Annotated in this window: 16 protein-coding genes; 11 read left to right on the forward strand and 5 right to left on the reverse strand. The window is 48.5% G+C overall.

The features are described from left to right. The first annotated feature begins 156 nt into the window (after positions 1–156). The 3 genes from creD (at position 157) to H7F15_RS11755 (ending at position 3,163) form a co-directional block, all read left to right on the forward strand. Positions 157–1,509, forward strand: coding sequence for a cell envelope integrity protein CreD (gene creD, locus H7F15_RS11745; RefSeq protein ID WP_185197166.1), 1,353 nt, complete (start codon positions 157–159; stop codon positions 1,507–1,509). Positions 1,510–1,622: 113 nt separating this feature from the next. After that, the gene (locus tag H7F15_RS11750) at positions 1,623–2,261 is read left to right on the forward strand and encodes an outer membrane beta-barrel protein (RefSeq protein WP_185197167.1); all 639 of its coding nucleotides are present in this window, start codon (positions 1,623–1,625) and stop codon (positions 2,259–2,261) included. 251 nt (positions 2,262–2,512) lie between these two features. Beyond that, entirely contained in the window at positions 2,513–3,163 is a 651-nt protein-coding gene (locus tag H7F15_RS11755) for an outer membrane beta-barrel protein (RefSeq protein ID WP_185197168.1), read from the forward strand. 84 nt (positions 3,164–3,247) lie between these two features. On the opposite strand, the gene H7F15_RS11760 is transcribed toward H7F15_RS11755, so the two are convergent. After that, positions 3,248–3,988 (reverse strand): (Fe-S)-binding protein, encoded by a 741-nt coding sequence (locus H7F15_RS11760; protein ID WP_185197169.1) that lies wholly within the window; start codon positions 3,986–3,988, stop codon positions 3,248–3,250. Between the two features lie 3 nt (positions 3,989–3,991). Further along, entirely contained in the window at positions 3,992–4,837 is an 846-nt protein-coding gene (locus tag H7F15_RS11765; RefSeq protein WP_185197170.1) for a hydroxymethylglutaryl-CoA lyase, read from the reverse strand. Between the two features lie 175 nt (positions 4,838–5,012). On the opposite strand from H7F15_RS11765, the gene H7F15_RS11770 reads away from it, so the two are divergent. From H7F15_RS11770 to H7F15_RS11780, 3 genes are all read left to right on the forward strand, one after another. After that, positions 5,013–5,861 (forward strand): SDR family oxidoreductase, encoded by an 849-nt coding sequence (locus H7F15_RS11770; RefSeq protein WP_185197171.1) that lies wholly within the window; start codon positions 5,013–5,015, stop codon positions 5,859–5,861. A 6-nt stretch (positions 5,862–5,867) separates the two neighbouring features. After that, the gene (locus H7F15_RS11775; protein ID WP_185197172.1) at positions 5,868–7,295 is read left to right on the forward strand and encodes an aldehyde dehydrogenase; all 1,428 of its coding nucleotides are present in this window, start codon (positions 5,868–5,870) and stop codon (positions 7,293–7,295) included. Positions 7,296–7,399: 104 nt separating this feature from the next. After that, complete coding sequence (locus H7F15_RS11780) at positions 7,400–7,795, forward strand: hypothetical protein (RefSeq protein WP_185197173.1); 396 nt, start codon at positions 7,400–7,402, stop codon at positions 7,793–7,795. A gap of 223 nt (positions 7,796–8,018) precedes the next feature. Here the strand turns inward: H7F15_RS11780 and aceA are convergent, their stop codons facing one another. Continuing rightward, entirely contained in the window at positions 8,019–9,302 is a 1,284-nt protein-coding gene (aceA, locus tag H7F15_RS11785) for an isocitrate lyase (protein ID WP_185197174.1), read from the reverse strand. A 135-nt stretch (positions 9,303–9,437) separates the two neighbouring features. Next, positions 9,438–11,042, reverse strand: coding sequence for a malate synthase A (gene aceB, locus H7F15_RS11790; RefSeq protein WP_185197175.1), 1,605 nt, complete (start codon positions 11,040–11,042; stop codon positions 9,438–9,440). 162 nt (positions 11,043–11,204) lie between these two features. Here aceB and H7F15_RS11795 point away from each other — a divergent pair, with 162 nt between their 5' ends. The 3 genes from H7F15_RS11795 to xseB all read left to right on the forward strand — a co-directional run bounded on the left by H7F15_RS11795 (position 11,205) and on the right by xseB (position 14,774). Next, positions 11,205–12,707 carry a helix-turn-helix domain-containing protein gene (locus H7F15_RS11795; protein ID WP_185197176.1) on the forward strand — a complete coding sequence of 501 codons (1,503 nt, stop codon included), beginning with the start codon at positions 11,205–11,207 and terminating at the stop codon, positions 12,705–12,707. Between the two features lie 242 nt (positions 12,708–12,949). Beyond that, the gene (gene xseA / locus H7F15_RS11800) at positions 12,950–14,515 is read left to right on the forward strand and encodes an exodeoxyribonuclease VII large subunit (RefSeq protein ID WP_185197177.1); all 1,566 of its coding nucleotides are present in this window, start codon (positions 12,950–12,952) and stop codon (positions 14,513–14,515) included. Continuing rightward, positions 14,502–14,774: an exodeoxyribonuclease VII small subunit gene (gene xseB / locus H7F15_RS11805; RefSeq protein WP_185197178.1), complete on the forward strand. Its 273-nt coding sequence runs from the start codon at positions 14,502–14,504 to the stop codon at positions 14,772–14,774. Before xseA ends, xseB begins: the two co-directional genes overlap by 14 nt. Before the next feature lie 901 nt (positions 14,775–15,675). Here xseB and H7F15_RS11810 read toward each other — a convergent pair. Further along, on the reverse strand, positions 15,676–17,889 hold the full coding sequence (locus H7F15_RS11810) for a bifunctional alpha,alpha-trehalose-phosphate synthase (UDP-forming)/trehalose-phosphatase (protein WP_185197179.1): 2,214 nt from the start codon (positions 17,887–17,889) through the stop codon (positions 15,676–15,678). Between the two features lie 279 nt (positions 17,890–18,168). Between H7F15_RS11810 and H7F15_RS11815 the strand changes: the two genes are divergently transcribed. Both H7F15_RS11815 and H7F15_RS11820 read left to right on the forward strand, forming a co-directional pair. Next, positions 18,169–19,245, forward strand: a complete 1,077-nt coding sequence (locus tag H7F15_RS11815; RefSeq protein ID WP_185197180.1) for a mechanosensitive ion channel family protein — start codon at positions 18,169–18,171, stop codon at positions 19,243–19,245. Positions 19,246–19,289: 44 nt separating this feature from the next. After that, complete coding sequence (locus tag H7F15_RS11820; protein WP_185197181.1) at positions 19,290–19,889, forward strand: DUF2179 domain-containing protein; 600 nt, start codon at positions 19,290–19,292, stop codon at positions 19,887–19,889. Positions 19,890–19,918: the final 29 nt, after the last annotated feature.

Genomic DNA, 19,918 nt, shown 5'->3' on the forward strand with positions numbered 1-19,918 from the left:
CTTTAAAAGCCGCCTTATTTCAGTATTTACCAATTAAAATACCGACTTATACCAGCCCTGTAAGCAGGAATACGTAGCCGCACGCGCTTTCCGCTTATATTGCTTATTTTATATATTTGATTATTTTTACAGAAAGCTATCCCATCAATTTTACTTATGAGCCCTACCCAAGAGTCATTTTTAGAGCGCAACGCAGTGGTTGTGAAGGCTACCGTTATTTTTGTACTGGTACTGCTCCTGCTCATACCCAGCACCATGATACAGGGCCTGATACAGGAACGCGAAATGCGCAAAGACGAAGCCATACGCGAGATAAGTGCCAAGTGGGGCGAACAACAGACGATAACCGGGCCGGTGCTCACTATCCCGTACCTGGAGTTTTACCGCGACACCAACAAAGTAGTACGCCAGGTTACCCGCTACATGCACTTTTTACCCGATGAGCTGAAAGTAAACGGCCAGTTGTTCCCCGAGAAAAGGTACCGCGGCATTTACGAGGTGGTGGTTTATAATTCTGATGTAAAACTGACAGGCAACTTTCCGCCGATAAACTTCGCTAACCTGGGCGTGCCGCAGGAAAACCTGCGCCTGCAGGATGCTTTTCTTTCGGTGGGCATTACAGACCTTCGGGGCATAAAAGAACAGGTAACGCTGCACTGGAATACGCACAAGTACTCGTTTAACCCGGGCGTTGCCTCTTCGGATGTGCTGGCTTCGGGGATAAATGCGCCGGTAAGCCTGACCGATGCCGCTGCCAATGCACCCTATAGTTTCTCGCTATCGCTGAACCTGAAAGGCTCCGAGTTTTTATACTTTGTACCGGTTGGCAAAGAAACCAATGTACAGATCGGCTCTAATTGGCAGAACCCAAGCTTTGACGGGGCTTTTCTGCCGGACCAGCGCCAGGTTGGCCAGGATGGATTTACTGCTACCTGGAAAGTGCTGCACCTGAACCGCAATTTTCCGCAGCAATGGAAAGGCGCCGGCTACGATGTTGGCAGCGCGGCCTTTGGTGTAAACCTGCTGCTCCCCATCGACAGTTACCAGAAATCAATGCGCTCGGTTAAGTATGCCATCCTGTTCATCGGCCTCACGTTCCTGATCTTCTTCTTTATTGAGCTGCTGCATAAAAAATCGGTGCATCCGTTCCAGTATGTGCTCATCGGGCTGGCGCTCTGCATCTTTTACACCTTGCTGGTTTCCATTTCAGAGTACAGTAACTTCAATATCGCCTACCTGATCGCCAGCATTATGACCATTGGGTTGGTAACGGTTTATACTTATAGTGTATTCAGCAGCAAAAAGCTGGCAGCGCTGGTGGGCGGCACACTGGTTATACTATACGCCTACATTTTCACCATCATCCAGCTACAGGATTTCGCCTTGCTGATGGGTAGCCTTGGCCTGTTCCTGATACTGGCACTGGTGATGTACTACTCCAGAAAAGTGGACTGGTATAACATCGGACGGAAAAATACAGGAACTACAGAAGCATTACCAAAGGAGTAACCTATAGTTTGCGGGGATATGCAGGAATATAAACTATAGTTTGAAGCAGGCAGAACCGGCAACTATAGTATCGATAATTCTTTATATTTGTAAAATTTAATATGAAAACAAACATGAAGAAAATTTTAGCAATGGTAGGGCTGTGCCTTATCGGCACGGGAGCTTTTGCCCAAACAGGTTCAGGAACTATAGTTTTGTCCGGGTCGGTGGGCTATTCCAAAACAACACAGGATGATAATGCCTCGCAGGAAGTAGATCAGACTACCTTTAATCTTTCGCCAAGTGTGGGATATTTTATACAGGATGGTCTGGAACTTGGTATTGGACTGGGCTTTAATCAGACTTCAAATGGCATTCTGGTGCCAGATGGCTGGGGTATGTCCGAGTATGAGATGAAAACCAATCTTTTCAGCTTTAACCCATACATCCGTAAGTATTTCATGGTATCAGATAAAGTAGCGTTTACCGGCAGCGCGACTGCAGGTTTCTCGACTGGTAGCTCTTCCATCTCGCTTGATGGGGGCAGAGAATATAAAAGCGAGGTATCCGGATTCCAGGTAGCTGTTGTACCGGGCCTGTCTTTCTTCCCGACGGAGAAAATAGGCATAACCGCAGCGTTCGGTTCGCTGGGCTATAGCGAATTGTCCTCAAAACCTGAAGAAGGCGACGATAAAACCACTTCCTCGACAGTAGGACTTAACCTGAACGCCAGCACCCTGAGCATTGGCTTCAGCTACCACTTCGGCCGCTAACCAACTATAGCTTTTCAACAAAAAAGCCTGTGCAACTATAAGCTGCACAGGCTTTTTTTGTTTGCAGTCTACTGTAGACTCCAAACTATAGTTCTCTTCCGCATTACCACCTCAACATGCATTTACTGATCAGAACAGCCCCATAGCTATAGTTTAAAGCACAACTTACTTAAGGATAATACAACTTGTGGCATAGATATTGCAACATAGGGATTATCTAATATAACCTCACTTAAAACATTAAAACAAACATGAAGAAATTATTTATTGTAGCAGTGTTAGGGCTGCTGTGCACCAGTGCGTTTGCGCAAACATTACAAGGCACAAAAGCAGTATCGGGTTCATTTAGTGTTGGGATGTATGCTAATAATCAAAGAAGTAACAATATGGCTCCTTCAGATTATTCGCATAGGTTCTTGAGAATTGAACCCAGTATAGGGTACTTTCTGAAAGATAACCTCGAAGCAGGAGCTTCTCTGGGGTTTGAAACCAATAGAACTAAATCTGTACAAGATGGAGGATTTTCAGATTTTACAGAAGATTCCAGAACCAGGGGCTATAGTTTCAGTCCTTATCTGAAGAAGTATTTCTCCTTAACTGATAAATTTGCCCTGAGCGCCAGGGTTGAAGCAGGTGTAGATATGAGAAAGACAAAAACAGAGTTTAGTTCAGACTATACAGTATCAACAGAATCTGATACTAAAGGATACTTTGCTGGTATTTCTCCTGGTTTAACATTCTTCCCGACCGAGAAAATAGGCATTTCTACATCGTTTGGTTCACTTGGTTATAGTAATTCAACAACTGAGTCAGGGAGCTTCAAAAGCACTTCGGGATTCTTTGGTTTAAATCTAAGCAGCAGTACCCTGTCATTCGGCTTCAGCTACCACTTCAGCCGCTAAACTATAGTTTGGCAACTATAAAAAAAGCCTGTGCAACTATAAACTGCACAGGCTTTTTTATAATCAACAATTCAGCAATCAAACTTACCAGCCACTGGCCAGCACATCGGCAATGTGCACGGTACGGATCGGTTTGTTCTGTTTATTAATATAAGCCTGCAAATGCATCAGGCAGCTGCTGTCCGTAGAAACTATAAACTCGGCGCCGGTTGCTAAGGCGTTCTCCACTTTCTGCTCGGCCATGGCCGACGAAATAGCCTCAAACTTAACCGCGAAGGTACCACCAAAGCCACAGCAGGTCTCGTTGTCTTCCATCTCTACCAGCTCAAAACCTTCTACGTTCTGCAACAGGGCTCTTGGCCCTGCTTTTATGCCGCACTCCCGTAGGGCGCTGCAAGAGTCGTGGTACGTAAACCTGCCCGGCAACGAGGCCCCGGGAATGGCGGTAATGCCCAGCACATCGGTCAGGAACTCGGTGAATTCGTACACCTTTTTCTGCATAGCGCGGTACTTCACCAAATTCGACGACTTTACAAAAATATCCTGGTAGGAGTTGCGCACCATGCCCACACACGACGCCGAGGGCGCTACAATGTAATGCGATGTCTCGTTGGAGAAATCATCCAGGAATTTGGTGGCTACCTCGCGGGCTTCGTTAAAAAAACCAGCGTTAAAAGCGGGTTGTCCGCAGCAGGTCTGGTTAGGGTTATAGTGCACTTCGCAGCCTACGCCTTCCAGCACTTTTACCATGTTCATCCCGGTTTCCGGAAACATCTGGTCCACGAAACAGGGAATAAAAATATCTACGATCGTTCTTTTTGCCATAGGTTAAGAAAACACAGTGCCAGACTGTGCAAGGGCCGCGTTAAGAGCAGCCTGGTTCAGGTTCAAATTTACACCAATACCGTTGAAGTATGCTACTAAATTTTCGGTGGCCATATTGCCGGTCAGCTCATCTTTGGCCATCGGGCAGCCACCAAACCCGCGCAGGGCGCCATCAAAACGACGACAGCCGGAACTATAGGCTGCTTCTACTTTCTCCTGCCACGTAGTTGGCGTAGTGTGCAGGTGCGCCCCAAACTCGATGTGCCTGAACGCCGGGATAAGCGAACTAAAAAGGTAACTGATGTTTTCGGGGTTAGACACGCCAATGGTATCGGAAAGCGAAATGATCTTTACCTGTAGTTTATCGAGCTCGTTCACAAAGTGCAGCACAGTATCGGTGTTCCAGGGGTCATTGTACGGATTGCCAAAACCCATGGAAATATAGGTTACCAGTGTTTTATTGTGCTTGTGGCAGATGTCCTGGATCTGAGCCAGTTGCTCCATTGCCTCGGCTATACTTTTATTGGTATTGCGCTGCTGAAACGTTTCGGAAACAGATAAGGGAAAACCGAGATAATCGATCGGCGCGTGCTGGGCGGCATCTTCGGCGCCGCGCACATTGGCAATAATGGCCAGCAGTTTAGAGGTGGTGTTCTCCAGGTCCAGGTTGGCCAGCACTTCAGCTGTATCGCTCATCTGCGGAATGGCCTTCGGCGACACAAAACTCCCGAAATCGATGGTATCAAACCCTACTTTCAGCAGCTGATTGATATAGCTGATCTTTACATCAGTGGGTATAAACTGCTTCAGGCCCTGCATGGCATCGCGCGGGCATTCAATTATCTTCATAGTGGTTCAGCTATAGTTGGCAGTCTGGTGCCGTGCTCGTTTCACAGTCAAATATACAAATTTACCGCTACTGCATTTCCTGTTTTATAGTTCTGCGGCTATAGTTGTTGTATCTATCAAAAATCTTATTAAATTATAGACTCTTTCAAGAACTATACGATAACCTTGCCAACCCATGACCCAAATTACCGGAAATATAGTGTTGATAACGGGCGGTGCTTCTGGTATCGGGAAAATAATGGGCCGCAAGAGTCTGCAACGCGGTGCCAGCCACCTGGTGATCTGGGATGTGAACACCGTGCTGCTGGAGCAAACGATAGCCGAATTTACAGCAGCAGGCTATGCCGCCACAGGTTATAAAGCAGATATAGCCAACGCTGATGAGGTACGGCAAACGGCGGCGCTGGTAATGCAGGAAATCGGCCTGCCAGCTATAGTTATCAATAATGCTGGAATTATAGTTGGCCGGCTTTTTCAGGAACATAGTTACCAGGACATAGACCGTACCCTGCAGATAAATACCGCCGGTGCCATGTATGTTACCAGAGCGTTTCTGGATAGTTTTATACAGCGGGGCAGCGGACATTTCGTGAATATTGCCTCGGCAGCAGGTTTAACGCCCAACCCGCGCATGAGCGTGTATGCCGCCAGCAAATGGGCCATGCTAGGCTGGTCTGAAAGCCTGCGGCTGGAACTGGAACAACAAAGCAAAAACCTGCATGTTACCACCGTTACGCCAAGTTATATTGGCACGGGTATGTTTGCCGGCGTAAAAGCTCCCTTGCTTACTCCTATCCTCGGGCCCGAAGAAATTTCAGAAGCTATAGTTAAGGCCATCCTTACAAACCGGGCGATCGTTCGCAAACCTGCTGTGGTGTACCTTTTACCCTTGCTGCGCGGGCTTCTGCCAACCCGTATGTTCGACCTCATAGTTGGCCGTTTTTTTAACGTATACACTTCTATGGACCATTTTACAGGTCGGCCTGCAGCAGAACAGCCAGCATTTACCAAACAGCCTAACTAATCGGAAATGGCTCTTATCCAGCAAAAACCAGTTACACCCGCCCCACAGGACCAGAACCAGCAGCGCATAGAGCAGTTGCTCCGGACGCAGCGCACTTATTTTGCGGATGGCCATACCCTGCCCATAGCCTTCCGGAAAGAACAATTGCGCAGGTTGCAGCAGGTACTGAAGCAGCACGAACAGGAACTGTTTGATGCCCTTTATGCCGATTTCCGGAAACCTGCCCTCGAAGCCTTTGGTACTGAGATCGGTTTTATAGAACTGGAACTGAAACTTGCTCTTAAAAGCATTGACGACTGGGCCAGTCCCCGTCGTGTACCCGAAACGCTGATCAATTTTCCGGCGCGCAGTTATGTGTACCCGCAACCTTATGGGGTGGCACTCATCATTTCGCCCTGGAACTACCCGCTCAACCTGCTGTTCACACCACTCATCGGGGCTATGGCGGCCGGTAACTGTGCCATCCTGAAGCCTTCTGAAATTGCACCCAACACGGCAGCTATAGTTACCCGCATCATCAGCCAGAATTTTGACGAGCGTTACCTGGCCGTAGTGGAAGGTGGCGTGGAAACAGCGCAACACCTGCTGGCACAGCGCTTCGATTACATCTTTTTTACGGGCAGCACCCAGGTGGGCCGTATTGTGATGAAAGCTGCTGCCGAACACCTGACACCTGTAACCCTGGAACTGGGCGGAAAAAGCCCGGCTATAGTTACCGTGGATGCCGACCTGGAACTGGCGGCCCGCCGTATTACCTGGGGAAAATTTCTGAATGCCGGCCAGACCTGCGTAGCACCCGATTATGTACTGGTGCAGGAAGAAGTGAAAGAGGATTTCATACAACTGATCGGCCGCTGCATAACTGATTTTTACGGCACCAACCCCGCCGAAAGTCCTGACTTTGCCCGCATTATAAACGATGCTCATTTTGCGCGCTTAAGCCGCATGCTTACCCCGGAACATATCCGTGCCGGCGGACAAACCGATGCCGCTACCCGCTATATGGCACCTACTTTGCTTGAACATATTACCTGGGAGCACCCGGCCATGCAGGAAGAGATCTTCGGCCCCATACTGCCCATTCTTTCTTTTGACGGGCTGGACGATATGATAAAAATGGTAAACCGCCATGAAAAGCCGCTGGCCCTTTATTTCTTTTCGGGTAACAGAGCGCACCAGCAGCGCATCCTGCGCGAAGTAAGCTTTGGCGGCGGCTGCATTAACGATACCCTCTCGCACCTTGCCAATCCTAACCTGCCGTTTGGTGGTGTGGGTAGCAGCGGTCTGGGCAGTTACCACGGTATGGCCAGTTTTGATGTGTTCTCGCATCAGAAAAGTGTATTGCACCGGGGCACCTGGCTCGACCTGCCTTTCCGCTATCCGCCTTATGGCAACAAATTGAAATTCCTGCGAAAGCTTTTTGGCTGGTTGTAACCTGCTTTTGCTGCTGCATTTATTTTATCCTAAAATCAGCGTAAATAAAATGCAGAAAGCTGCGTATACAACTCTATAGTTATATCACCCTGAGATACAACACCATGGAGAACCTTACGCATTACTTGGATAAAACCCTCATACCGCTCGAAAACAAAGTAAAAGATTACCTTAACGTTGAGCGCGACATCCGGATACTGGATGTGGAACTGCTATCGCTGCAAAGCATAAAGTCAGACTTTAACCCTGAGCAGCACGACCTGGAGCAGGAAATGAAAGACGGCACCAAAAGCGCCGCCCTGAACGACAAAGAGCAGAAGATGGCGGAGCTGCTGGAAAAATACAGCACGCTGCGAAATGAGCTGATCCAGATGTTGCCTGAGAAGAACAAGTTTATAGAGATCAACTTAGGTTATGGTCCGAGCATGGTGGGCTACTTTACTATTGACCACGAAACACGCCAGCCACTACCAGAACCAGTACTACGTGTGGTGCATTAACTAAACTATAGTTACTCTGCTGAAAACAGCAAAAAGCCCGCAGACGTGAAAGTCTCTGCGGGCTTTTTGGTTACTATAGTTCCTGCGCTAAAAGTATTCGCTGGCGCGGATCTGTGATCCGTGACTTACCTATAAAGTCGGATTTGTAATCCGACTGGGCCAGAGGCCCAACTATAGTTCGACACGAGCGAGGACACTCGCGCCAGCTAAACTATAGTTCTTATCAATGAAACTGTTCTTCTTCCGTAGAGCCGGCCAAGGCAACAGTTGAGGCAGCACCTGCAGTAACAGTGTTCTGCACGGCATCAAAATAACCGGTACCTACAAAGGCCTGGTGCTTCACTGCTTTAAATCCATCTTTTACCAGCGCAAACTCGCGCTGCTGTAGTTCTGAGTAACCGGCCATGCCGCGTGCCTTGTACGCTTTTGCCAGCTCAAACATACTCGTGTTAAGCGCATGGAAACCCGCCAGCGTAATAAACTGGAATTTATAGCCCATGGCTGCCAGCTCTTCTCTAAACGTTTCCATTTCTTCCACACTCAGTTTGGCGGCCCAGTTAAAAGACGGTGAGCAATTATAGGCCAGCAACTTATCCGGGTACTCCGCATGAATGGCTTCTGCAAACTGGCGTGCCTGCTCAAGGTCGGGGTGCGAGGTCTCCATCCAGATCAGGTCGGCATATGGCGCGTAGGCCAGGCCGCGTGCAATCCCCTGCTCAATACCGCAGCGCACATGGTAAAAGCCTTCGCTGGTACGAGGTTTGTCCAGTATAAACTCGTGGTCGCGTGGGTCTATGTCGCTGGTGATCAGGTTGGCGGCATCGGCATCGGTACGGGCTACAACTATAGTTGGCACACCCATTACATCAGCAGCCAGGCGGGCTGCTACCAGTTTGTTGATGGCTTCCTGGGTTGGCACCAAAACCTTACCACCTAAGTGGCCGCACTTCTTGGCAGACGATAACTGATCTTCGAAATGCACACCTGCCGCGCCGGCTTCTATCATCATTTTCATCAGCTCAAAGGCATTCAGGTTACCACCAAAACCAGCTTCGGCATCAGCAACTATAGGCACCATAAAATCGATCTCGCCATCATCGTTCACGCTCTGTATCTGGTCGGCTCTTATCAAAGCATTGTTGATCTTTTTCACCACATTCGGAACAGAATCGGCTGGGTACAAGCTTTGGTCGGGGTACATGTGTCCGGCTAAGTTGGCATCGGCAGCTACCTGCCAGCCGCTCAGGTAAATTGCATTCAGACCAGCCTGCACTTCCTGCACCGCCTGGTTACCGGTCAGCGCTCCCAAACCAGCTACATACTGCTCGGAGTGCAGCAGTTTCCATAGTTTGTTGGCTCCGTTTTTAGCCAGTGTGTATTCTATCTGCACCAAGCCCTGTAGTCTTACCACTTCTTCGGCGCTATACGGTCTGCGGATGCCTGCCCAGCGCGGGTTCTCGATCCAGTCTTTTTCGATGTTGCGGATTCTGTCTTTCTTAGTTGTCATGGCGGATGTTTTTAATGAGTAATGAATAATGATGAATGACTAATGGGTAGTTATTAGTGACTAATGAAGAATGCGTAATGCTATAGTTTGAGGTGAGCTATAGTTTATTATTCATTACTCATTCCTAATTAGTCATTAATCAATGTATTTGTAAGCGGGCAGGATCAGGAATTCTACAAAGCAGGGGGCCAGCACCAATTCGGCGAACAGCTGCGATGCTTTCTCGAAGTGGCAATTCTTGAACTTCACCATCCCGATCTCTTCTTTGATGTGATCGGTTTCTTCTTTGATGAGTTGCAGCACACGCGCTTCGGTTATCTCTTCTCCGTCGTCGGTTTTAGTGTGCTCGTGGTGCAGCCATTGCCATACCTGTGCCCGTGAAATTTCAGCAGTGGCAGCATCCTCCATCAGGTTATGAATAGCCGCCGCGCCGGTGCCGCAAAGCCAGTTACCGATGTACATAATACCCACATTGATGTTCAGTCGCAACCCTTTCTCAGTTATCTTACCATAAGGTATCTCGAAGTTGATCAGGTCCTGGGCGGTAATTTTTACATCTTCGCGCAGCACGTGTTTCTGGTGTGGTTCTGCTCCTATCACCTTGTCAAAGGCTTCGCGGGCAATTTTAACCAGGTCGGGGTGCGCTACCCAGGTACCGTCAAATCCATTGGCAGCTTCAAAGGCTTTGTCGGCAGCTACTTTGGCAAAGGCGGCTTCGTTTATAGTTGGGTCGTGACGGTTCGGGATGAAAGCGGCCATACCACCCATCGCGTGCGCGCCGCGCTTGTGACAGGTTTGCACCAGCAGGTTGGTATAGTCCCGCATAAACGGCACCTGCATTGTCACATCAGTTCTATCAGGGAACAGCACATTGGGGTGTTTTCTGAACTTTTTGATGGCACTGAAAATGTAATCCCAACGGCCGGCGTTTAATCCTACTATATGGTCGCGCAGCTCGTACAGGATCTCGTCCATCTCGAAAGCAGCTGTTATCGTTTCGATCAGCACGGTGCATTTTATAGTTCCGACAGGCAGACCGAGTGCTTCCTGAGCCGCTACAAACACATCATTCCATAGTCTGGCTTCCAGGTGATTTTCCAGTTTTGGCAGGTAGAAATACGGCCCGCTGCCGCGCTCCAAAAGCTCTTTTGCGTTATGGAATAAGTATAGGCCAAAGTCAAACAGCGCTCCCGAAATTGGCTTTTTGTCGATCAGCACGTGTTTTTCGGGTAAATGCCAACCACGCGGACGCACCATCAGTACTGCTACCTTCTGGTTCAGGCGATATACTTTGCCATTCTGCACCGTAAAATCAATGTCTCTTCTAATAGCATCGCGCAGGTTTGCCTGTCCTTCCAATAGATTCTCCCAGGTTGGTGAAGTAGCATCTTCAAAATCAGCCATAAACACATCGGCACCGGAGTTCAGCGCATTGATCACCATTTTGCGGTCAACGGGTCCGGTAATTTCCACGCGGCGCAATTGCAGATCAGCAGGTATAGTTCCTACTTTCCAGTTGCCTGTTCTTATAGTTTCAGTTTCAGTTTCGGTTAAGAAGTCAGGCAGCTCTCCGGCATCAATTTTCTTCTGTGTGTCCGTGCGGGCCTGTAGCAACTCTTCTCTGTGACTATTAAATCTGTGGTGCAGCATCTCCAGAAACTCCAGTGCTTCTGGTGTCAGAATGTCTTTATAAGCTTCTGTATCTTTCGCTTTTATTTGGATGGCGCTCTCTACTAACATAAAATAACTGATTGGTGGTGAAATGATTGCAACAACTATAGAGCACTATACGCGAATTTTTAGCTTTTGGCGAATTTTCGCTAAAAATATTTTTACGCTTTTTTAGGAGTTAAACTATAAATCCACGTACTTCAATTTCAGACGAACCATTTCACCCTACACATGAAGCTGCAGGAAGACATCATCCGCCTTATCCTTGGGTTAAAAATCAAACAGCTGCGCACCGAAAAAGGCATCTCGCTCACCGACCTTGCCACGGCCACCGATATTTCAGTTTCTTATTTAAATGAGATTGAGAAAGGAAAGAAGCACCCGAAGCCAAGCAAGATAGCAGTGATTGCCGATGTCCTGGGCGTGACCTATGATTCGCTGGTGTCGCTGCAACTATCTAAAAGGCTGCAACCTGTCAGCGAATTGCTGCATTCCAATATCTTGTCGGAGTTACCGCTGGAGCATTTCGGGCTGGACATGGGCCGCCTGATTGACATCTTTGCTACAGCCCCGGCCAAACTGAGTGCCTTTGTTAAGACCTTGTTGGAGATCTCGCGCTCGTTTGATTTGCGTGTAGAGCAGTTCTATTTTTCAGCGCTGCGCTCGTACCAGGAACTATATGATAATTACTTTGAAGACATTGAACTGGAAGCTGAGAACTTCCTGAACGCACACGGCCTGGATCCGGAGCAGACACCAACCTTGCAGCAACTCAGCAGTTTACTGGAAGAACTATACCATATCAGCACCAGGCTAACCACCTTTGAAGAAACACCTGAGTTAAAGCCGCTGCGCTCTGTATTTGTACCCGGCGAAGAACCACGCTTATTACTTAATGCCAACCTTACAGAGCAACAACAGGCTTTTGCCCTTGCCCGCGAACTTGGTTTTCAGTATCTAAAAATTCAGGAAAGACCTTACACGGCTACCTGGGTAAAAGTGCGCTCTTTTGATGAAGTGCTGAATAATTTCCGGGCATCGTACTTTGCCGGAGCGCTGCTTCTGAACCGCGACCTGTTGGTGCAGGACCTGCAGAAGTTCTTTGCGCTGCCTACCTGGCAACCGCAATACCTATTGCAACTCATGCAAACCTACCAGGCATCGCCCGAGACATTTCTTCATCGCATCACATCGCTGCTGCCACGCTTCTTCAATATCAAACAGCTGTTCTTCCTTCGCTTTAACCACGAGCCAGCTACCAGCCATTTTGCCCTTACTAAAGAGCTGCACCTGGCCGGCCTGCACAACCCACACGCATCGCTGCTGAACGAGCATTACTGCCGTCGCTGGATCTCACTTACTTTGTTTGAAGCTGTAGAGAATCTGCCGCTGGATGTATCGGCCAATAAACCCGTGGTCGGAATCCAGAAGTCGTCGTACATCAACTCTGAGAACGAGTACCTGGTGATTGCGCTGGCTCAGCCAAATGAGCGGGTAAACGGCACGGTGAGTATAGGTTTGCTGCTGAACGAGAACCTGCGCAGAAAGATCAAGTTTCTGCAGGACCCTGTTATTTTAAACCGCTATGTGAACGAGACCTGCGAGCGCTGTCCTGCCCTGGACTGCCTGGAGCGCGCTGCTCCGCCGGTTATCCTGCAGAAACAGCAATGGCAACAGCAGGTAAACGAAACCCTGGAGAAACTACAACAACCTTCTGTTCAGGCTAAACTATAGTTTATAAATCCAAGTTTCTAAAACCCACCCCTAACCCCTCCGAGGAGGGGAATTCCTAATCACCTAAAAAATTCCCCTCCTCGGAGGGGTTAGGGGTGGGTTGATCCTTTCATTTTATTAGTCACAACTATAGTTTATAGTTACCAGCACTATAAACTATAAATTTCCGAGGAGCGGATTCTGAAACTCTAGAAATAGATTTGTAATTTGCCTGTTGGCTCAGGATTTTTCGGTTTAGGCAGATGTCGCAGTTATTTTTCAGGCAAACCAGTGTATACGAGGAGTTCCAGACTCCGCTTTCACTCTTTGAGCTGCACCAGCAGATCAGGGAAGAGCTGGAAGTGGCGTTTCCGGAAAGCTACTGGGTGGTTGCCGAAATTGCACAAATAACACCCGACCGTCGCAAAGGCCACTGCTATTTAACCTTGGTTGATAAAGGCGATGATGCCCGAAACGTGGTAGCACAAGCCCGCGCTACTATCTGGAGTGCCCGCTTTGCCATGCTTGGCCGCTTCTTCGAAGACAAGACCGGGCAGCCATTAAAAGCCGGGTTAAAAATCCTGTTCCAGGCAAGCGTGCGGTTCCACGAACTATACGGTCTGAGCCTGGACATCCACAACATAGACCCAAACTATACCATCGGCGACCTCGCCCGCCAGCGCCAGGAAACGATAAAACGTCTGGAAGCCGAAGGCTTACTGACAGCCAACAAAGAACTAGAGTTGTCGGAAGTTCCGCAGCGACTGGCTATCGTTTCGTCGGCCACTGCAGCCGGTTACCAGGATTTTATACACCAACTGCAGCACAACGCCTACGGCTATAGTTTCCATACCACGCTTTTCCCGGCTACCGTTCAGGGTAATGATGCGCCAGCTTCTGTAAACAAAGCCATGGCGCTTATTGCCAACTATAGCGAGCGATTTGATGCGATTGTAATGATACGTGGAGGCGGTTCGCAGACAGATCTGAGTTGCTTTGATGATTATACTATTGCCGCTGCTATTGGTAATTCGCCGTTGCCTGTACTAACCGGTATCGGCCACGAGCGCGACGAAAGTATAGCCGACCTGGTAGCGCACACCCGCTTAAAAACGCCAACTGCCGTTGCTACTTTTTTGATTGACCGCTTCAGAAGTGCCGAAGAATATACAGAAGGTCTGTACGATAGCATCAGGCTTTTTACATCACAGCAACTACGGCTTACGGAAGATCGATTAGAGCGACTGCAACTAAGTATTTCAAATACCACCAAAGATTTTCTGCAGGAAGGTCGGGAGCTACTGGAGAATTTATCGCGTGGTTTGCTGGTAAAGCCTAAGAATTACCTGAATCTGCAGCAGCACACCGTAAGTGATTTGGAGCGTGACATCAGATCAAACACCAAATCCCTCTTACACACCCGCGAGAGACACCTGAGCGAATTGTCGGTTTGTGTGGAAGGCAGGGCGCAACGCTATCTGCACATGAAGGAGCATGAACTAAATACGCTCAGCCACTGTGTAGAAACGGAAGTAAAGGAGAGCATCAAGCAGAAACAGATCAGTTTTACCAAGCAAAGCGATAAACTGGAATTTGCTACTGACCGCAAACTACAAACCGAACAACACCGCCTGAATCTGATAGAAGCCAGCATCAAAGCCAACGACCCGGAGCGACTGCTACTGCGCGGGTATACGCTTACGTTAGTGAATGGCAAGATCATCAAAAGCATTAACCAGGTACAGCCCGACGATGTGGTAGAAACCCGCATGAAAGATGGCACCATCCATAGTATAGTTGTAAACAAAGACACCAATGACACCCTATAAAGACATTAAAACCATGACCTACCGTGAGGCCACGCAGGAACTGGAAGAAATTTTACGCGCCATCGAAAACGACTCTGTTGACGTGGACGAACTAACCCAGAAAGTGCAGCGCTCGTCGCAGCTCATAAAGCTGTGCAAAGAAAAACTACGCGCCGCCGAACAAGCCATCGACCAGGTATTTAACGAGGAGAACTGCGAAGAACCAGCCAAGCAAAAGAAAGCGGAAGGTAAGGTTAGTGGAAGTGGGACGTTGTTTTAGGTCTGAATCAGGATTTACAAGATTTGAAGATTTTCAGGATTTGGGGTTTTGCTATAGTTAGAGTTATTGTTCTATAGTTAGAATACACACCCCTACCCCTCTCAAGAGGGGGAATTGCTTCTGTTGCTATGGTTGGGGCTATAGTTCTGTAGTTGAGGGATTAACACCCCTGCAGTCCCCTCAAGGGGACAATTTCTGGGTCTGCTATATTTTCATAGTTGGCATTGGTCCAACCACCCCCTACCCCTCCTTGTCCAAGGAGGGGAATTTGTACGCCTTTACCAGCTCAATAACTATAGTTCTATAGTTACAGACCGAAAGCAGGCAGGCGCAGCCTGGCCCAAGGAATTGTAACCACGAGAAAAACCGATCTGCTCGAGCCAAAAGCAAGAGCAGTAACTATAGCCAAAGTATCTACTATCGAGCTTGATATCAGTCTTTGGGTTGAGCGCCTTGTAGATTTCCGGTGGCGTAGCCATTGCGAGGCACGAGCAAAGGAAATGTACACCGCGCGATGCTCGAAGACGGGGCCTCCCGGCCCGGGAGGGAGCCAAGCTAACTATAAAACGATAGGTAAGTAGAGCTCCCAGGATTGGTAGATTCTATAGAATGATGGCTTGGTCCAAGTAGTAGGCAAAGTAAACTATAGGACATATAAGATGCCTCGACTGACGCTCGGGATGACAAAGAAGCAACTATAGTATGAGATAGATTTCTCACTCTGTTCGAAATGACAAAAGAGCGGAAAAAACTATAGGACGCATAAGATATCTCACAGCAATGCTGGCTCTTTTCCACTTGCGTCTCAAGAATGCTCGACATGACAGAAAGAGAAACTATAGCACTAAAGCTTATAAACTATAGTCGAAAGCCGTTGGAAATACAACCAACGGCTTTTGTCTTATCCTGTCATTTTCGCATTAGAAGCTTCCCGGCTCTCCTGCTTTATCAGTTTAAACAGCATTTCCCTTACTTCGCCTGGACCATCTAAATGGTACTTGGCAATGGAATAGGAGTTACCGGTTTTAATGGTATAAGCATTGCGCGGCATGGCTTTAAAAATTTCCTCATCGCCCCAGTCATCGCCTACGGCCAGCACAAACTCGTGCGGGTACATGTTCAGCCAATGACTGGTAGCTTTGCCTTTGTTTACTTCCTGCGCTTTTATTTCTACGGCCATTTGTCCATCCAGCACCTGCAGGTTACTGTTCGATGCCAAGAAAGTCAGGTGATTGACCAGTTCCCGGGCACGCAACTCGCCCAGACCGGTTTCTACGCGGCGGTAATGCCACACAAGCGAATGTTCCTTCTCTTCTATAAACGAGCCAGGCGTTCGGTCAACGTATAGTTCCAGTATCAACCGGATATCGCTTTTCCAGTCATCCATCAGGCTCATCATGGTTTTCCAGCCGGAGCCGCGTTGTTTCAGCCATACGCCGTGTTCCGCTACAATATCCAGATTCAGGTGGCCGAGCCAGTCTTCCATATTGGCTTTCTCGCGACTGCTGATCACGACTACCCTGTTCTTAGGGTTATTGCTCAGGTTCTCCAACAGCTCCAGCAGGTCTTCGTCGGGGCGGGCCAGCAGGGGTTTGGATTTATAGTTGGTAAGGCCGCCGTCATACTCCAGGAAGATAAGTCGGGAGCTGGCCATCTCGTAGGAGTCGCTCATTTCCTGGAAGGTAGCATCGTCCAGGTAGCTGGTTTCCATCGACATCTGCTTGATCTTGACATACGACAGACGATCCATGAACAAACCAACCCAATGGTGGATGTTATAGCGCTTCAGGGTTTCCTGCATGTTGATCATGTGCTGACGCTGCTCTTCCACAGGCATGGTAAGGGCCTCGTACAGGGCGTCTACCATTTTATTGATATCGTTCGGGTTGATGAGCAGCGCATCGGAGAGCTCTTTTGAAGCTCCTGCCATTTCGCTGAGTATCAGCACTCCTTTTTGGTCTAATTTACTGGCCACATACTCTTTGCACACCAGGTTCATGCCATCGCGCATTGGGGTAACCAGTGCCACATTGGCCATCCTGTAAAACGCCGAAAGTGTCTCGAGGGGCAGCGAGCGGTAAAAATACTGGATCGGGTTCCAGTTGATATGGCTGTACTTACCGTTAATGCGGCCAACCAGTTCATCCACTTCTTCTTTCAGCTCCTTGTACTTTTCTACGGCATCGCGGCTGGGCACTACCAGCATTACCAGGGTCACTTTTTCATGAAATTCCGGGTAGCGCTCCAGAAACATTTCAAACGCTTCGAGGCGTTGCGGTATCCCTTTAGAATAATCGAGCCTGTCTATGGAGATGATGATATTTTCGGTACCCACATTGCGGCGATACTCCTGCTCCAGTTTCAGCACTTCTTCGGAGGCAGCTACGGAGGCGTATTTCTCATAATCTATACCCATCGGGAAAGAATCGACCAGGAGCGAGCGGTTGCCGGTGTTAATCCAGCCGTGCATGCCGCCATAGCCCAGAATACGGTTTACCGAGCTCAGGAAGTGGCGCATATCGTCGTAAGTGTGGAAGCCTACAAGATCGGCGCCCAACATGCCTTCCAGAAGCTCGCGGCGCCAGGGCAGCAGCCTGAACACTTCGTAACTCGGAAACGGAATATGCTGGAAGAAACCGATAGTGCTGTCGGGTAGCTTTTTGCGCAGCATGGAGGGCAGTAACAGCAGCTGGTAATCGTGTACCCAGATGGTATCGTTGGGGTTGGCGTGCTTCAGTATTTCATCGCAATACTTCTGATTTACCTCTACATAGGTTTCCCACAAGTCGTGGTCGTAAACGGCATACTGGCTGAAATAATGAAAAGACGGCCAGAGCGTTTCGTTACTGAATCCTTCGTAAAACTCCTTTATTTCATTATCTGTCAGGAAGACAGGGTACATATTTTCATGGCTCAGATCTTCCACCACCTGCTCCTGTATCAGCAGGTCATCTATTACCGTACCAGGCCATCCGATCCAGAGGTTATCTTTCTTTTTATAGATAGAACCGAGCCCTGTCGCTAAGCCGCCTTCGCTCGGGGTGTACTTCAGCTTTCCTTCCTTCTCCTGCAGTTTAACCGGCAAACGGTTAGAAACAATAATCAGTTTTGCCATTAGAATTTGCGTTATGAGCTGGCAATAATTGTAATACCGGGCTCTACGGCCATATTTTTAAGTAAATGATCAACTATAAGCTTAATTTTTGCGCGTGTTTACACTCTTATTCTTACGTAGCATCTCCCGTTAGCGTTGGCCTTATATTAGCATTTGGCTATACACTGAAATTGCACAGTTGTATATGTAGCTGCAAACCAGCACAAAAGCCTTATAAAATAACCTGCAGCTATCTTCCGGAGTACTAACAGGGGTATTTACCATCCGCAACTATAGCCTATGCATAAACTCCAGTCGTTTATAGATCACCTCGATAACCTGGCCATTTCGCTTATTATTTTTGCCGTAAGTATTGTGCTGGGCCTGCTCCTGAATTTCATCCTTTTTAAGCTGATCGGTATGTACAACCGCACCAGCAACCCATTGCTGGTATCGTCGGTAAACCGCCGCCTGCGTCAGCCTCTCACCTTTCTTACACCACTGCTGTTTGTTTCTATTGCGCTGCCAACTGTGCCACTTTCACCGGGGGAGTTACATGTTCTGAGGCGGGTGATAGAGATCCTGAACATTATTGCCTTTGCCTGGCTGCTGATCAGGGTAGTATCGGTGGTGCAGGACATGGTGCGCCATAAATATGCTATTGATAAGGCCGATAATTTCAGGGAGCGCAAACTGGTAACGCAGCTGCAGTTTGTACGCAAGCTCTCCGTTATGCTGATCCTGTTTTTTGCTGTATCGCTGGTATTGCTGCAGTTTGAGGCCGTGCGAACACTGGGTACCGGCCTGCTGACCTCGGCAGGTATAGCCGGAGTTGTACTGGGTTTTGCGGCGCAGCGCTCGCTGGCAAACCTGCTGGCAGGCCTTCAGATTGCTTTTACACAACCCATCCGGATTGATGACGTGCTGGTAGTGGAGAATGAATTTGGCCGCGTGGAAGAAATAACCCTGACCTATGTGGTACTGCGCCTCTGGGACAACCGCCGACTGATACTGCCTCTTAATTACCTGATCGAAAAGCCTTTCCAGAACTGGACACGCACCAGTACCGAAATACTGGCTACCGTTTATTTTTACACCGACTACAATGTGCCAGTGGAAGAACTCCGCAAAGAGCTAAGCAGCATACTGTCCGCTTCAAAACTATGGAACGGGGAGGTAGCTGGCCTGCAGGTAACTGATATTCTGCCCGATACAGTGCAGCTACGCGCCTTGTTCAGTGCCTACAACTCCGGCGAAGCCTGGGATCTGCGTTGCCTGGTGCGTGAAAAGCTGCTTTACTTTATCCAGAAAAACTATCCCGGTTCGTTACCTAAAGTACGCGCCTCCGTAGACGGCGGTATAACTGCAAACAAATAGCTATACTTGCCTGTAGTTTAATTACGCTATACTTTCAACCGCACATGAATTTCTTCGACGCCCTCGACCCCACCCTTGTTAATTGGGTACTTATTCCGCTGCTAATTTTCCTGGCCCGCATTATGGACGTAACACTGGGCACCCTGCGCATCGTGTTCATCTCGAAAGGTGATAAAATGATTGCGCCGGCGCTGGGCTTTTTAGAAGTGCTGATCTGGCTGGTAGCTATAACGCAGGTAATGCAAAACCTGAACAACGTGGCTTCTTACCTGGCCTGGGCAGGTGGCTTTGCAACCGGTAACTTCCTGGGGCTGCGTATCGAGCAAAAACTGGCGCTGGGGCAAATGGTAGTGCGGGTCATTACCGTAGATTCGGCCCACAACCTGATAGAACGACTAAAAGGACACGGCTATAGATTGACCTGTGTGGATGCCCGTGGCACGCGCGGCAAAGTAAATCTGCTGTTCATGATCGTAAAGCGCAAAAAACTGAACCATGTGCTCGACATCATCCGGGAATATAATCCGCAGGCATTTTATACTATCGAAGATGTGCGTTCAGTATCAGACTATAGTTTGCCACAGGAAGAATCTAAAAGAGGCCTGAATTTCCGCCGCATCTTCCCGCTGCGGAAAGGAAAATGATTTATAGTTTAGGAGTTTGTGAGTTTGGG

Source organism: Pontibacter sp. Tf4, assembly GCF_014212495.1.
Classification (GTDB): Bacteria; Bacteroidota; Bacteroidia; order Cytophagales; family Hymenobacteraceae; genus Pontibacter.

Bases quoted from the DNA above. Each gene is read 5' to 3' on its own strand.
- creD (WP_185197166.1), top strand. From the start codon at position 157: ATGAGCCCTACCCAAGAGTCATTTTTAGAGCGCAACGCAGTGGTTGTG.
- H7F15_RS11750 (WP_185197167.1), top strand. From the start codon at position 1,623: ATGAAGAAAATTTTAGCAATGGTAGGGCTGTGCCTTATCGGCACGGGA.
- H7F15_RS11755 (WP_185197168.1), top strand. From the start codon at position 2,513: ATGAAGAAATTATTTATTGTAGCAGTGTTAGGGCTGCTGTGCACCAGT.
- H7F15_RS11760 (WP_185197169.1), bottom strand. From the start codon at position 3,988: ATGGCAAAAAGAACGATCGTAGATATTTTTATTCCCTGTTTCGTGGAC.
- H7F15_RS11765 (WP_185197170.1), bottom strand. From the start codon at position 4,837: ATGAAGATAATTGAATGCCCGCGCGATGCCATGCAGGGCCTGAAGCAG.
- H7F15_RS11770 (WP_185197171.1), top strand. From the start codon at position 5,013: ATGACCCAAATTACCGGAAATATAGTGTTGATAACGGGCGGTGCTTCT.
- H7F15_RS11775 (WP_185197172.1), top strand. From the start codon at position 5,868: ATGGCTCTTATCCAGCAAAAACCAGTTACACCCGCCCCACAGGACCAG.
- H7F15_RS11780 (WP_185197173.1), top strand. From the start codon at position 7,400: ATGGAGAACCTTACGCATTACTTGGATAAAACCCTCATACCGCTCGAA.
- aceA (WP_185197174.1), bottom strand. From the start codon at position 9,302: ATGACAACTAAGAAAGACAGAATCCGCAACATCGAAAAAGACTGGATC.
- aceB (WP_185197175.1), bottom strand. From the start codon at position 11,042: ATGTTAGTAGAGAGCGCCATCCAAATAAAAGCGAAAGATACAGAAGCT.
- H7F15_RS11795 (WP_185197176.1), top strand. From the start codon at position 11,205: ATGAAGCTGCAGGAAGACATCATCCGCCTTATCCTTGGGTTAAAAATC.
- xseA (WP_185197177.1), top strand. From the start codon at position 12,950: ATGTCGCAGTTATTTTTCAGGCAAACCAGTGTATACGAGGAGTTCCAG.
- xseB (WP_185197178.1), top strand. From the start codon at position 14,502: ATGACACCCTATAAAGACATTAAAACCATGACCTACCGTGAGGCCACG.
- H7F15_RS11810 (WP_185197179.1), bottom strand. From the start codon at position 17,889: ATGGCAAAACTGATTATTGTTTCTAACCGTTTGCCGGTTAAACTGCAG.
- H7F15_RS11815 (WP_185197180.1), top strand. From the start codon at position 18,169: ATGCATAAACTCCAGTCGTTTATAGATCACCTCGATAACCTGGCCATT.
- H7F15_RS11820 (WP_185197181.1), top strand. From the start codon at position 19,290: ATGAATTTCTTCGACGCCCTCGACCCCACCCTTGTTAATTGGGTACTT.